Origin of the sequence: Gilvimarinus agarilyticus, from assembly GCF_000832015.1 — a bacterium.
Classification (GTDB): domain Bacteria; phylum Pseudomonadota; class Gammaproteobacteria; order Pseudomonadales; family Cellvibrionaceae; genus Gilvimarinus; species Gilvimarinus agarilyticus.
The window spans coordinates 1,789,689-1,804,238 of record NZ_JXCJ01000001.1 but is presented as its reverse complement, the minus strand read 5'-3'; the positions used below and the strand labels follow the sequence as shown (position 1 = coordinate 1,804,238).

Genomic DNA, 14,550 nt, shown 5'->3' with positions numbered 1-14,550 from the left:
CTAACAAAAAAGGCGCTGAACATTCAGCGCCTTTTTTGCACGTGTCACTAACCCGCACGAGCCGGCTAGTACAAATAAACCGCCCCGCTGGCGTCGGTGTTGCCACTGTCCACCATAACCTCGGTGTCCACACCCACCGCCGGACCATCCTCTTCTGGAGCGCCCACGGCAATAATATCGCCATCGCCACTGATACTCACGGCTTTGCCAAACTCATCGCCGGCACCGGTGTTTTTAGCTTTTAGGTAAACCTCTTCCTGCCAGCTGCCGTCTACATAATTGTACAAATAGGCGGCTCCTGCCAATAGCGCGGCGTTGTTACCATCGTTGGCAAAAAAGCCCGTGCCATTGCCGTCTTCAGCCGAATCACCAATCAATACCCGGCTACCATCGCGGCTCATAGCCAGTGCGGTACCATATTGTGATCGGCCTGTTCCGCCTGACTTCCCGGAGCCAACTTGATCGAGCTGGGAAAAAGTGTGGCTCAAGCTCCACTCGTTGTCCTCGGCGGGCTCAAACAGATACACCTCTGGCTGCTCTAGTTGCTGTGCATTAACCACCGTACTCTCGTAGTTAACTCCCACCAACAACTTGCGCGCATTACCGCTCAGCAATACCCGGTGGCCAAAGTGTTGTCCGGCAAACGTCTCAGGGGCCCGCAACTCATCTTGCAGCACCCACGTTTCCTCCTCTTCATCCTCCGGTAAGGTGAAGTGATACACGCCCGCCACGCCCACGCCGGTGTCCTCATTGGCCTCCCCCTGCGCATTGCGCGCACCAATCGCCAGATAGTTACCCGTGTTATCAAGGCTTATGGAGCTGGCCGGCTCAAAGCGCTGCTCTAGCGCCCATTCGTCGTCTTCATTAAGGCGGTACAGCAGCGCCTGTCCGTCGTTGGTCATTGACCGCTGGGCAACAATCGCCAGGGTATCGCCGCTAGCATTTAATGCCAGATCGGCACCCAGGCCAAATATCCGGGTGGCGTTTTCGCCTTGATCTGCACCACTGATCTCGTGCGTCTCACCCCAAGCGCTGGACTCAAAGCGATAAATATAAACCGCGCCCTCCTGGGAGTCGCTATTGTTGCTAGAGTTAGCACCCGGCGCACTAATGGCGATGGTATTGCCATCGCGGCTAAGGCTAATACGCTCACCAAAGCGCGAGTCGTTGCGAATATCGTCAAGCTCAATACTCGCTTCCAGCTCCCAGCGAGTCTCACCCAAGCGGTAGATATACACCACACCACTGCACAGACCATCGTTATCGGCGGAGCAATTTTCCGGGGCGCTGGCGGCCAACGTTTCGCCATCGCCACTGAAGGCTAAGGCCGTACCCAAACGCAGGCTGGAATCGTCGACCGAGCGTTTAAAGTAACCAATCGCCTGGTTAATGCCGCTGTCGGTAATAAGCAAATCCGACTCCAAACAGCTCTCGTCGTTACAGGCCTCAAGCATGTACTGCGCGTCTAAGTTATCGTAGAGCGTCTCAGTACTTTGATAACTCAGCTCATCCCCTGCAAGCTCTGGCCCTAACTGGGTAAAGCCGGACGTGCCATCGATGTTTTTAAACAGCGTGTAGCGCAGCGCGTATGGCACTTGATTCCATTTTAAGCCAATGCTGCGGGCAATGGCCGTGTTACTAAATTCGAGTTCTGCCTGCTCCTCGATAGGACCCGTCTCAAAGGTGGCCTGAATATGGCAGGGGGCTTCGATAGCGGCGGTTTTGTAGTGATTTTCTTCGATGACTGCGCCATCGCAGCCGGTCATATTAAGCAATTTATAACCCAGCTCTGGGTTAGCTCTAATATGCAACGAAGCGCCGCGGATCACGTCGGACTCGGTAGGGGTTACCGTGCCGCCCTCACCACTGCTGGCGGTTACATGGATGGTTTCTAACTCCTGCTGGCCGTCGTCACTGCCACAAGCACTCACCAGTGCGACGCTGGCACACAGCAAGCTCCAGCGCACAGATGCTGTTAAGACACGATAGCTCATACAATCTCCCTAATATTATTACGTCGCACCCTTGCGGTGACGAGAATCGGCCCCGAGTATACCCAAGTTGGGCACGGTTAAGAAAACTCCGGTACACAATTTTACAGACTAAGGCGGCGAATGAGTAAAAACCAAGGGATTTTTAGATTTGAGCGAGGCAAGCGCAATACGCCAGCCAGGCATCAACGCCTGGCTGGGTAGGGTTTAATCTTTTGACTGGCGCTCGACGCGCTGGCGCGATTGGGCCCGGCTTTTACGGGCAAATGCAAAGTATCCAACCAAAGCGGCACCCACAAACAGTAAGCTAACCAGAGAAAAATGCACGTGATCGGCCGGCTCGGCACCGTGATTTGGGTGCGCCAACGCCAACGGAGCCAACACTAACCCCGAGCAAGCCCACAGAGCACCCTGTTTAAGTTTGGTAGAAAAAGTCATAGCTATCTCCTGATACATGTTTATTAGGCGCGCTTTAGCATGCCGGCTTCTTCGATAAAGGCGATTACCTCGGCAACACCTGTCTCGCTTTTTAAGTTAGTAAACAAAAAGGGCTTATCGCCGCGCATTTTTTTCGCATCGCGATCCATCACCCCAAGATCGGCGCCCACCAATGGCGCCAAATCGGTTTTGTTGATAATTAATAAATCCGATTTCGTAATACCTGGCCCGCCTTTGCGGGGAATCTTATCCCCGGCCGAAACATCAATCACGTAAAGGGTTAAATCCGACAGCTCGGGGCTAAAAGTCGCGGCTAAGTTATCACCACCGCTTTCAATTAAAATCACATCCAACCCCGCGTGGCGATCTTGCAGTTCGGCCACAGCGGATAGGTTCATCGAGGCGTCCTCACGAATCGCGGTGTGCGGGCAACCGCCCGTCTCAACGCCGATAATACGGTCGTCGGCCAGCGCCTCATGGCGCTGCAAAAACTCGGCGTCTTCGCGGGTGTAAATATCGTTGGTGATCACCGCGATGTTGTAGACATCCTTTAAGTGGGCACATAGGGTTTTGACTAAGGCGGTTTTACCCGAGCCAACGGGGCCGCCAATACCTAAACGTAGTGCTGGTTTGTTCATACGATTTAACTTCCTCTTATGATCGAAACAGACGAGTGTATTGCCGCTCGTGTAAACACGAGGCCATGGCAAGGCCCGGTAAACTCAGGCCCAACTCGTCGTCGGTTAATGTTTTAGCCCGCTCACACACCTCATCCACCGCCGGCATTAATGCCACCAGTAATTGCTGCGCGCGGGTTTGGCCTAGCGGCACAATTTTAGTGGCGGCGGCCACTTGGTTCTCGAGCCAGCTCCAGACAAAACCCCGCGCTAGCTCATCCACACTCACCTGCCACCTAACACCGGCCAGGGCAAACAAGGTTACGTAGCTGGGTGAGCGGCTAAAGTTTGAGCGCGTCGCCTGCGAGATATCGAGTGATTCGAGCAAACGCCCGAGCGCCAAACCCAATTGTTCATCCTCAAGCAGTAACTCTTGGGTCTCACGACAGGCCAGGACAAAGTCGTTCCAATCATTGACCTGTGCTAAATCATCGGCTTGCCACGCGTTATACACCCGACGCAAAACCGGTACATCAAGCTGCCCCAGGCTGTGGGTCATCACTTGCTCGATCCAGTCTTGCAGCGCCGGCTCGCTGCCGGCCCAGCCGCTATCGATGGCGTACTCCAGCCCTTGCGAATACGCATAAGCGCCTACCGGTAGCGCCGGGCTCACCAAGTGCATTAAGTGCAGCAGCGAGCCGGACATCAGTGACTGTGCTCCGCGTGATGATCGTGGCTATTAGAATGGGCGTGGGAATGACTGTGACCATGAGCGTGAGAATGTGCATGACCGTGGCTTTTGCCGTGATAGGCGCCGTTTTCGGGTTGAAAGGGCTGCTTCTCAAAGTTAACCGCGAGGCCCAAACCCTCGACCATTAAATCTAAGACATGATCGTGCTGATAACGTAAAAAACCGGCGCCAATTTGTAGCGGCATATGGCGATTACCCAAATGGTATGCCGCCCGTGTCAGCGCTAAGGCATCATCGCTGGTTACTTGGCTGACCGGCTCCAGTGCGGCAATCACGCGAACCTGTTGGCCATCGCTACACTCCAGCACCTCGCCATCAAGCAACACATGGCCGCGCTCGATAAACCACCCCAGCGGCTTGCCGCAACGGGTGGTCGTCCGATAGCGGCTTTTTTGCCGCTGCTCGAAAGTGGCTTCTACTTCCAACACAGCCCCGGGGGCTGCCTCGGGTTTAACGCTAAAGGCTTCTAACATAACAACTCACTTAAAACAGGCTATAGCGCTGCGCCAACGGCAGCTCGGTGGCGGGCTCGCAGGTCAGTAACTGGCCATCGGCACGCACTTCGTAGGTTTGTGGGTCGACTTCCATATGGGGCTGGTAGTCGTTTAGGCGCATATCGGCTTTGGTTACCGAGCGACAATTTTTAACGGCCACCAGGCGCCGCTCTAATTCAAACGAGCCGGCAATACCGGCCTCTAACGCCGCCTGGCTGACAAAGCTAACGCTGGTGCCGGTGCAGGCGCGGCCGTAAGCACCAAACATGGGCCGGTAATGCACGGGTTGCGGTGTCGGGATAGATGCGTTCGGGTCGCCCATCGGAGCCGCAGCAATAGCGCCGCCTTTGATAATCAACGCGGGCTTAATGCCAAAAAACGCCGGCTTCCACAGAACTAAGTCGGCAAGTTTACCCACCTCGACCGAGCCCACCTCGTGCGAGATGCCGTGCGCCACCGCGGGGTTAATGGTGTATTTTGCAATGTAGCGCTTAGCTCGCAAGTTATCGGCGCTGCTGGTTTCGCCCGGCAATGCGCCGCGTTGCACGCGCATTTTGTGCGCCGTCTGCCACGTGCGGCTTACCACCTCGCCCACCCGGCCCATGGCTTGCGAGTCGGAGCTGATCATCGAAAACGCGCCTAAGTCGTGCAAAATATCTTCGGCGGCAATGGTCTCTTTACGAATACGCGAGTCGGCAAAGGCTACGTCCTCGGGAATGTTAGGGTCAAGGTGGTGGCACACCATCAACATGTCCAAGTGCTCGTCGATGGTATTCACCGTGTAGGGCCGGGTCGGGTTAGTCGACGAGGGTAAAACGTTGTCCAGGCCACACGCTTTAATAATGTCGGGGGCGTGCCCACCGCCGGCGCCCTCGGTGTGATACGTGTGAATCGTGCGACCGGCAAACGCGGCTATTGTGTCTTCAACAAAACCCGATTCATTCAGCGTGTCGGTGTGAATCGCCACTTGCACGTCGTACTTTTCGGCCACGGTTAAGCAGTTATCAATACTGGCAGGCGTCGTGCCCCAATCTTCGTGGAGCTTTAAACCCAGCGCGCCGGCCTGTAACTGTTCTTCCAGGGCGATCGGTAAACTGGCGTTACCTTTACCGAGTAAGCCAATGTTCATCGGAAAGCTTTCCGCCGCTTGCAGCATTTTACCGATGTGCCAAGGGCCAGGGGTACAAGTAGTCGCTTTAGTACCCGTCGCCGGGCCGGTGCCGCCGCCAATCATCGTGGTAACACCGCTCATTAACGCTTCTTCGATTTGCTGTGGGCAAATAAAATGGATATGAGCATCAATACCGCCTGCGGTTAAAATCTGGCCTTCGCCGGCAATAATTTCGGTGCCGGGGCCAATGACGATATCCACCTCGGACTGCACATCCGGGTTACCGGCTTTACCAATGGCGCTAATACGGCCATCGTTAATCGCGACATCGGCTTTTACCACACCCCAATAGTCCAGAATTAAGGCGTTGGTAATGACGGTGTCGGGGGTGTCAAAGCAGCTGGCTTGCGATTGGCCCATGCCATCGCGAATCACTTTACCGCCGCCAAACTTTACCTCTTCGCCGTAGCGGGTGTAGTCGCGCTCGACCTCGAGCCACAACTCGGTATCCCCTAAGCGAACTTTATCCCCAGTGGTGGGGCCGAACATATCGGCGTACGCGCGCCTGTCTATTGTCGCCATCTTATAGCTCCCCCATTACATCGCCACGAAACCCGTATACCGTGCGAGCACCCTCTAGTGCGACTAACTCCACCTCGCGAGTTTGGCCTGGCTCAAAACGCACAGCCGTGCCAGCGGCAATGTTTAAGCGAAACCCGCGGGCTTTATCTCGCTCAAAGTTAAGTGCGGCGTTAGTCTCGTAAAAATGATAATGCGAGCCCACTTGTATGGGGCGATCGCCGCTGTTGGAAATACTTAAGGTCACCGTCTCGCGGCCTGGGTTTAGCTCGATTTCACCAGGCAAAATGTCGTACTCTCCGGGAATCATAGCGCCTCCTAAACGATCGGGTTGTGAACGGTGACAAGCTTAGTACCATCGGGGAAGGTCGCCTCGACTTGCACCTCATGCACCATCTCGGGGATGCCATCCATGACATCTTCGCGGCGCAAAATCTGGCGCCCGTAATCCATCAGTTCGGCGACGGTTTTGCCGTCGCGCGCGCCCTCCATTATTTCGGCGCTGATAAACGCAACCGACTCGGGGTAGTTGAGTTTAACCCCGCGATTTTTGCGCCGCTCGGCAAGTAGCGCCGCGGTAAACAGCAACAGTTTATCTTTGTCTCTGGGCGATAGTTCCACAACTCTCTCCTGTGAATGTGTCTGTTAGTGGCGCCATCAACAGCGCGAGCTTACTATTTACATTGTTGCACTTATTAATTCAGGTATACCAAATACGTGGCTCTACCGCCTCGCAACCGAGCATCGCCGGGCGCAGCGTCTGCCAAATCACCACAAAACCATAGCGGCACTCGGCGGCGCTGGCACCCAGGTAGCGAGCAATTAGCAGCTGTTTTTTTTGCGTAATACCCCAGTTGGCATCGGGCCAACGCTCGGCGAGGTTCTCAAGTAAGGTATCAATCTGGTCGCGGCTTAATGTGACGCTTGCCACCAAAGTGCCAAAACTGCCGGCGCCTTGCAGGCCCCACATTGCCTCCATCATGGGATCGCCGCCGCGCACGCGGTTGCGCTCGATCAACACCGGGCGATTATCGATGCGCACCTGTAACGTTTGCTCGACAACACCCTCGGTAAACACCTCGTTACTGGCCGGCCGACCAAGGCAGACGATATCCCACAAACAAAAGCGAGCGTCGGCCGCCGCCTCAAGCTGGGTATTAAGCCGGGCATTGGCGCCATTAAAAATTATCGTTTCTTGCGGCAGCCACTCGCAAACAGAATCTGGCTGTAGCACTAAGCGCACACGCTGGGTCTGTTCGGTCGCCGCATCGCTGTGCCGCAAGCCGTTAACGGTATAAATCTTACCCGCCGAGGGCGTGGTTAACAGGCCGTGAGCCCCCTTGGCCGTCGCCACTGAGATACTCAGCTCATCCCCAACCACCAAGCCCCCCGGGGGGTGCAGTAAGTAAACATGGGCGCAACCGGCCGCCTCGGGGTAAAACACCCGTTGGATACGCAGTGGCCCCAGATGGCGGGCGCGCATCAAAGCGGTGCGCCCGGCTCGCTCGGCCAGCTCGATATCGATAGACGCACACCACTGGCGCGACACCTGAGGTAAAGGGTTTGCGTCATCCGCCGGTAATTCGGGCGCAGATAACCCAGCGGCGCTGGTTGAATGGGGCACAGATACTCTCTCTTTAGTGGCCAGTGAATGATGGCCTTTATCGTCTTATGGGTCGGGCTACTGACTATCCAGGGAACAGCCTATCCGGAGAACAGATCAAGATCTATGCCAACCAAAGTGCGCCCACAGGCCCCACGGGGCGGGGGCCAAAACACCGAAATGCACCAAAATGATCCGCCAAATAATTTGCCACCACATTGCGCACCGATATTGTGCATGCGAGTAACGAGCCGTATCACCACACACCTAACAGCCACCCCAAAACCAAGGCCAGCGTTCCTTCACAAAGGGCCACGCAAAATATAAAGCCCTACGGCCTGCAACACCCAACTCAACCAATCTGAGTTACACTTAAACGTACGATATACCCATTGTAGACAGAGGTGGCAAAGCCCGCCGCTGTAGTCACCGCCGCCTAGGCGCCAAGAAGGAACAAGACTCAATGCCCCACAATCAGCCATACCAACACGCACACCACGAAGCAGGCCACTACGACACTACCGACGCGATTATCGCCCCCCACGAGCAACTTAATATTCTCTCTAAAACGGAGGCCGCCAAGTTGCTGGACGTTAGCCAAAGCGGGCTCTATAAGCTGTTTCGCAGCTGCTCGCTGGCGGTACTTAATTGCGGTAACTCGTTGGATGACGGTAAAGAGCTGCTGGAGCGTTACCCCGACTTTGATATAAAAGTCATTCAGGAGGAGCGCGGTATTAAGCTGGATGTAAAAGGTGCCCCTGCCAGCGCGTTTGTGGATGGCAAAATGATTCGCGGGATTAGCGAGCACTTGTTTGCCGTCTTGCGCGACGTAATATTTGCCAGTGGTGACAGTCGTCTGGCCGAAACCCAGCAGTCGATCAATAAAGGCGATGCGCTCTCAACAGAAGCCACCACCGACGCCGTATTTCATATGCTGCGCAACGCACATATTATTCGCCCGCACATCGACCCTAATATTGTGGTCTGCTGGGGCGGGCACTCCATTAGTATGGGCGAGTACGATTACACCAAAAAGGTGGGCTACGAGATGGGCCTGCGCGGAATGGATATTTGCACCGGTTGCGGCCCCGGCGCCATGAAGGGCCCCATGAAGGGTGCCACCATCGGGCACGCCAAACAACGTTTGGGGCATGGCCGTTATATTGGCATTACCGAACCCGGCATTATTGCCGCCGAGGCCCCCAACCCCATCGTTAACGAGCTGGCGATTATGCCCGATATCGAAAAGCGCCTGGAGGGCTTTGTCCGGGCAGGCCACGGTATTGTGGTGTTTCCGGGCGGCGCAGGTACAGCCGAAGAAATTCTCTATCTACTAGGCATTTTGCTACACCCGGATAACGCCGAGTTGCCGTTCCCGCTGGTGTTTACCGGACCGGCCTCCAGTGCCGCTTATTTTCAGCAAATCGACGAGTTTATCGCCAGCACTTTGGGGACTGAGGCTCAGGCGCGCTACCAAATCATTATCGATGATCCGGAAAAAGTCGCACGCACTATGCTTGACGGTATCGCCGAAGTCCGCGCCTTTCGTAAAAGCACAGATGATGCTTACTACTTTAATTGGCAGTTAAAAATTGCACCAATGTTTCAGCAACCTTTCGCCCCGACTCACGCCAATATGAACGCCCTTGCCCTGCACAAAAACCAAGAGGCCCACACCCTGGCGGCCAATTTGCGCCGCGCGTTTTCAGGCATTGTGGCCGGCAACGTTAAAGACGAGGGAATTCGCGCCATTGAGAAACATGGCTTATTTGAAATTTGCGGCGACTCGGCCATTATGCAACCCGTGGATGACCTGCTGCAGGCGTTTCAGGATCAAGGCCGCATGAAGCTGCCCGGCAGTACCTACAAGCCTTGTTATCGCATAATACGTTAGCGCCATTAACAAAAATGTCACAGCAATAACACCAATATGTAACGAAGGAATCACATCCTGTGTACGACATATCTCACAAAAACTAACGTTAATGGCGACTATCTCGACATAAGCGTTTTAGGGATACTACGCTTACAGGGACGTTACACGGACGACTAAGGGGCCAGGAAGGTTCACAGGATGTACCCAACCACAGGATGTGGTTGCGCTAATTGCGCCAACAGGTGCGCCAAGAACGGAATCCTGCAGGATGCAGGCTTAAGGAAGACAGGGACACTCACAGGATGTGAGCTAAGCAGGATGCTAATAAAGGATTAATTTACACGGACGTCACGCTAAGGACTGGCCAGGGAAGAACACAACAACAACAGGTAAGGCGACAAGGATTGGTCACTCGGCACAAGGAAGCCGAACACACTAAGAATTCCACGACAGGGGTTTGAAGGACGCACAGGCAGGACGCCACAGGGGACAATCAATAACGTAAAGGACGTACCCGAGTCTACATGGATGAACACAGACATTAATCGCACAAGGGGTCCACGCAAAGTGGGCCTTTTTTTTGTCCGCCGTTTGTGTCATCACCCCTTCAGTTTACAGTACTTGCCGTTGCCTTCTATTACGCTATCAAGTTCACGTAAGTCTCGCAAAGTTCGTGTTCAACTTGCAGATCACCTATAATTACGGCGCTAAAGCTGAGCCCTACAGGGCGGCAGCAACCCAAAACTGGACACGTTATATCAAGGACTTTGTTGTGATCACCAAAACTCGCCCCCTCCGTTTTTTAGGCTTAGTGCCTATGGCATTTTTGTGCGCCACCGCAACTGTGGCAACGGCTGCGGAGCCAACCAACTCTGACTCGATAACCATCGAAATAAACGCCCCCTGGGATTGGGTAAAACTTACCTCAGGCGAATGGCTAAAAGGTGAAATTACCGCGCTGGAAAAAGACTCCTTGAGCTTTGACAGTGACGAGCTAGGCGACCAAGACATTGATTGGGACTCGGTGGCCGCCATTCACAGTCATACCCCACTCAATGTTCTACTCAATAGCCAGCTGCTTTACTCCGGCACGCTTGAGACGGTAGACGGCAAACTGATGATTGGTGGCCAGGGGCCCATTGAGTTTGGCGACGTGTTGCGTATTGCCAATACCAGTAAAAGCGAGCTCGACCGCTGGAGCGGTAAAGTAGGTGCTGCCGCCAACTACCGTACCGGCAACACCAACCAAAAAGATTTTACCGCCAACGTCGACTTGCTGCGCCGCACGGCACGCTCAAGTGTGCGCCTTAGCTACATTGCCGATGTCTTTTACGACGATGGCGAAGAAACCAGTAACGAGCATCGCGCCAATGGTAGCTGGTATATCCGCCGCTCTGAAAACTGGTTTTGGCAACCGGTGCAGTTTGAATACTACAGCGCACCGCTGCAAAACATCGCAAGCCAGTGGACCGGCGGTATGGGTGCTGGTGTGTACATTTTTGATACCGACGACATTAGCTGGACAGCGTCGGCGGGCCCGGGCTATATGTACACCCGCTACGAAGAAACCCCAGAAGGGCAAAGCCGCACGGTCGACTCCGGAGCGTTCTATCTCTCCACGCAGTACGACCAATCACTCACCGACTACATGGACGTCAGCGCCAGTTACCAGATCACAGCGTCCAACAAAGATTCCGGTAAATACAAGCATCACGGGGTGGTCAGCTTGTTCATCGATTTAACCGACTCGCTTGATCTAAGCATGAGCGCCTACTGGGACCGAGTTAAATACCCTCAAGCCGACAGTGAAGGCATACTGCCCGAGCAAGACGATTTCCGTTACACCGTAGGGGTGAGTTACGAGTTTTAACCCTGCTGGGCGCCGCGCGCTCAGCTAGCCGTTTACCTGAGCATACGTTTATTCAGAGTCCCGCTCATCTGCTCGCTTAAGCTCATCAAACATAGCCGCCATCGTAGGGTTACGTTTAGTGAGCTTTTTAACGCTTAAATCATCGGCTTTGTTATTAGCGAGCCTTAAGTTGTTTTCCGAGCCCAACAACGCATTCTTGGTTTTTTGTAGGTGGTCGATGGTTTTATCAATTTCATCGATAGCGGTTTTAAACTTTTTAGACGCCAGCTCGTAATTGCGCGCAAACCCCGTTTTAAAAGCGTCCAGGTCACTCTCAAAGTTTGTGATATCAATGTTTTGCGACTTTACTAATGCCAGCTCGGCTTTGTACTTAAGGGCGTTTTGTGCCGCGTTGCGCAGTAAGGTAATAATCGGAATAAAAAACTGTGGCCGAATAACGTACATTTTAGGGTAGCGGTGCGATACATCCACGATACCCGAGTTGTACAACTCGCTGTCGGGCTCCAACAAAGATACCAACACCGCGTACTCGCAGCCCTTTTCGTTGCGATCTTTATCCAATTCTTTTAAAAAGTCTTCGTTCTTCTTTTTAGTGGCGGTTTCATCGCTCTCGTTTTTCATCTCAAACATGATCGAGACAGTTTCGGTGCCCGCTTCATCAGTACCCTCTGCCCCGCCATAGTCGCGAAATATGTAATCGCCCTTACTGCCGCTGCGGGCATCGTTGTCTTTTTCAAAGTAGGCGCGGGCAAAGGCGGTGGCCCGAATCCGGTTAAACTCTGTCTCGCAATGTTGCTCTAGAGTTTCGCCCACCATCTTGGTCGATAACCGGGCCTTCATATCGCGCAGACGCTCTATCTCCCCTTCACGGTCTTTAATTTGTGCCTCGTAGCGCTCTTTTAGTGAAGTGGCCTCGAGTTGTTTTTCCCACTGCGTGCGTTCAAGCTCGCTTTTTAAGTTTTGTAACTGGGTATCTTTGGCCGCCGTCGCCTGCTGCAGCTCGTTTACCCGCTTTACCTCGGCAAGCTCGGCCGCCGCCTTTTTGTCTTGGGCCGCTTGTTTCAGCTCGCTTGCCAAGCTGTCGCGCTCTTTTTCGAGCGCCGTTAACGCTTCCATCACGGCCAGTTTTTGGGCGTCTTCGCCGGCGGCTAATTTCGCCTGTAACTCTTTGATTTCGGCATCTTTAGCGGCAGCCGCTTTATCCAGCTCACGGGTAACTTTGCTGGTGGCAAGCTCAACCGCGTTTTGTTTATCTTGCTCCGCCAGCTCCAAGCGCTCATGCAACTGCTTTTCAAACTCGTGATCGCGAACCTGCTTCAATATATCCGCGTAGCCAGCTTCATCGACTTTAAAGGCTTTTTTACAGTGAGGACAGTTGATTTCATGCATAGGTTTTATCCTTGTAGCTAATCCGGTGCGACAAAACGGCGCGGCTAACAACGGGGTAGAGTTAAGTTTTGCTATTGCTTAGCCCTACACTCATCAGCGGTACCCCCGCGGCCGTGTGGGGCACTTGGGCGATGACATGGATTCTCTCACGCCCGACGGATTGCCTCAATTAGCCCTAACTCGCCGCGTTTATAAACCGGGCACAGAGCGGGAGGTTAAAATTAACAGAAGTGGTTACAAAGAACGCCGGCTTTACGGTGCAGACTTTACTGCTCAGAAAACAACCGAGATTAACCAATAAGAGGGGCAGCAGCGTTAATACACATCGCGCCGGTAGCGCCCTGCCGCCTGCAGCTCGTCCAATGCCGGCTCCCCCAATAGCTCGAGCAGTGCCTCGTGAACGCCCTGCCCCATGCCAACGCGGCTGCCACACACATAAATACAGGCGTTGCGCTCGAGCCAACTTTTTAGCAAGTCGCCCCGGCGCAAAAGCCGCTGCTGCACATACTCAGAGTACTCGCCTGAACGTGAGTAAACACAGTCCAGCTCCTGGATAACGCCTTTTGTCTGCAACTGCGCCAATTCGTCCGCAAACGGACGATCGGTGTCGGCGTCGCGCTCACCATAAAGCACCCAGCAGGCCTCACCTCCGGTGTTATCCCGCTGCTGCCAATGGGCCCTGAGCCCCGCTATGCCTGAACCATTACCAATTAAAACCAGTGGTTGCTCGGCTGGGGGCGTATGAAACTCCTGGTTATCTCTGATGGCCAATTCCAGCTTATCGCCCACATCGGCGCGCTCGGTCAGCCAACCCGAGGCTACCCCCAACTCGCCGTTTGTATTGCGCAGCTGGCGCACCACCAATTGCAATCTATTAGGGGTATAGGCATTGGCGATGGTGTACTGCCGTGGCGCTTCTTCCGGTAAATGTTTAAGCCATTGTTCGGCCGACAGAGACGCAGGTTTTTCGGGTAGCGGCCACTGGCGAGAGGCCAACCACCGCCAGGCAGAAACCGCTTGGCCGTCAAGCTCAAGCGTTGCATCCTCGGTTAGCCCAAGTGCCACTAACTGCTGCTTGCACAACGCCGTATCGTGCAGCGGGTAAACCTCGGCGATATCACCGGCGCTGTAATTAACCGTATCACTCGTGTTTATCGTCAGGCTATACAGCGGCGCGCCAGGGCTGCCGTCATTTAATTTCTGCCGCCGCTGCAACGTTGCCCAGTACCTATCGGGCACAACACTGGCTTCGGCGGTGTCAATGTCAAAGCGACCACCGAGCGTTTTTATCAGCGCCTTTAGCTGCGTTAATGCTTCAAGCTCTTGTTCGGGCTTACTGGCATCCAGCTCTATGCAATCGGCTAACGCTCGCGCCTCACTTTGCTGCAACGCCGAGTACACTCGCCGTCCAAACGCACAAAAACCGGAGTAATATGAATCACCCAAGGCGACCACCGCAAACTGCGAATCGTTAAGCGATAGGTCGGGGGTTTGCCGGATAAGCCTTTTCTCGAATAAAGCGCCATTGTCCGGCGCCTCGCCCTCGCCATACGTGCTGGCCACAATAAGCAGGGTTTTACTCTGTTGCAGCGCGCTTGGCGTAAGCTGATTTAACGCGCACAGTGACGCTCTGCCGGCAAAAGCTTCACAGGCTTTTTCCGCCAGGGCATGGGCGCGGCCGCTCTGGCTGGCATAGGCCACCACCACATCAGCTTGCGATAGTGTGACCCTTGCGGTAATCCGCCGGCGGCTAAAGCAGTACCAGCAAAAGGCGCCATAAAAAAGCGCCAGCAAAAGTGCCAGCGCTATACGTTCAAACTCACTCATGGTT

Annotated in this window: 13 protein-coding genes; 2 read left to right on the top strand and 11 right to left on the bottom strand. The window is 54.3% G+C overall.

Annotated elements, in window-relative coordinates:
• Positions 1 to 65: 65 nt before the first annotated feature.
• The 9 genes from SD69_RS07730 to SD69_RS07690 all read right to left on the bottom strand — a co-directional run bounded on the left by SD69_RS07730 (position 66) and on the right by SD69_RS07690 (position 7,605).
• On the bottom strand, positions 66 to 1,994 hold the full coding sequence (locus tag SD69_RS07730; RefSeq protein WP_041522758.1) for an FG-GAP repeat protein: 1,929 nt from the start codon (positions 1,992 to 1,994) through the stop codon (positions 66 to 68).
• A gap of 204 nt (positions 1,995 to 2,198) precedes the next feature.
• Positions 2,199 to 2,429 (bottom strand): hypothetical protein, encoded by a 231-nt coding sequence (locus tag SD69_RS07725; protein ID WP_041522757.1) that lies wholly within the window; start codon positions 2,427 to 2,429, stop codon positions 2,199 to 2,201.
• Between the two features lie 23 nt (positions 2,430 to 2,452).
• Positions 2,453 to 3,067, bottom strand: coding sequence for an urease accessory protein UreG (ureG, locus tag SD69_RS07720; RefSeq protein WP_041522756.1), 615 nt, complete (start codon positions 3,065 to 3,067; stop codon positions 2,453 to 2,455).
• Between the two features lie 16 nt (positions 3,068 to 3,083).
• A complete protein-coding gene (locus SD69_RS07715) occupies positions 3,084 to 3,752 on the bottom strand; it encodes an urease accessory protein UreF (RefSeq protein WP_041522755.1) in 669 nt (222 codons plus the stop codon).
• On the bottom strand, positions 3,752 to 4,270 hold the full coding sequence (gene ureE / locus SD69_RS07710; RefSeq protein ID WP_041522754.1) for an urease accessory protein UreE: 519 nt from the start codon (positions 4,268 to 4,270) through the stop codon (positions 3,752 to 3,754). The genes SD69_RS07715 and ureE overlap by 1 nt, the downstream gene beginning before the upstream one ends.
• Positions 4,271 to 4,280: 10 nt before the next feature.
• Positions 4,281 to 5,984 (bottom strand): urease subunit alpha, encoded by a 1,704-nt coding sequence (gene ureC / locus SD69_RS07705; RefSeq protein WP_041522753.1) that lies wholly within the window; start codon positions 5,982 to 5,984, stop codon positions 4,281 to 4,283.
• A 1-nt stretch (position 5,985) separates the two neighbouring features.
• Positions 5,986 to 6,291: an urease subunit beta gene (locus SD69_RS07700; RefSeq protein WP_041522752.1), complete on the bottom strand. Its 306-nt coding sequence runs from the start codon at positions 6,289 to 6,291 to the stop codon at positions 5,986 to 5,988.
• 8 nt (positions 6,292 to 6,299) lie between these two features.
• On the bottom strand, positions 6,300 to 6,602 hold the full coding sequence (ureA, locus tag SD69_RS07695) for an urease subunit gamma (RefSeq protein ID WP_041522751.1): 303 nt from the start codon (positions 6,600 to 6,602) through the stop codon (positions 6,300 to 6,302).
• 79 nt (positions 6,603 to 6,681) lie between these two features.
• On the bottom strand, positions 6,682 to 7,605 hold the full coding sequence (locus SD69_RS07690) for an urease accessory protein UreD (protein WP_232301164.1): 924 nt from the start codon (positions 7,603 to 7,605) through the stop codon (positions 6,682 to 6,684).
• A 442-nt stretch (positions 7,606 to 8,047) separates the two neighbouring features.
• Here SD69_RS07690 and ppnN point away from each other — a divergent pair, with 442 nt between their 5' ends.
• Positions 8,048 to 9,478, top strand: coding sequence for a nucleotide 5'-monophosphate nucleosidase PpnN (gene ppnN / locus SD69_RS07685; RefSeq protein ID WP_052480973.1), 1,431 nt, complete (start codon positions 8,048 to 8,050; stop codon positions 9,476 to 9,478).
• Positions 9,479 to 10,232: 754 nt separating this feature from the next.
• Positions 10,233 to 11,330 (top strand): DUF481 domain-containing protein, encoded by a 1,098-nt coding sequence (locus tag SD69_RS07680; RefSeq protein WP_157471634.1) that lies wholly within the window; start codon positions 10,233 to 10,235, stop codon positions 11,328 to 11,330.
• Positions 11,331 to 11,378: 48 nt separating this feature from the next.
• On the opposite strand, the gene SD69_RS07675 is transcribed toward SD69_RS07680, so the two are convergent.
• Both SD69_RS07675 and SD69_RS07670 read right to left on the bottom strand, forming a co-directional pair.
• Entirely contained in the window at positions 11,379 to 12,719 is a 1,341-nt protein-coding gene (locus tag SD69_RS07675; protein WP_041522750.1) for a DUF2130 domain-containing protein, read from the bottom strand.
• A gap of 315 nt (positions 12,720 to 13,034) precedes the next feature.
• Positions 13,035 to 14,546 (bottom strand): flavodoxin domain-containing protein, encoded by a 1,512-nt coding sequence (locus SD69_RS07670; protein ID WP_052480971.1) that lies wholly within the window; start codon positions 14,544 to 14,546, stop codon positions 13,035 to 13,037.
• Positions 14,547 to 14,550 lie beyond the last annotated feature (4 nt).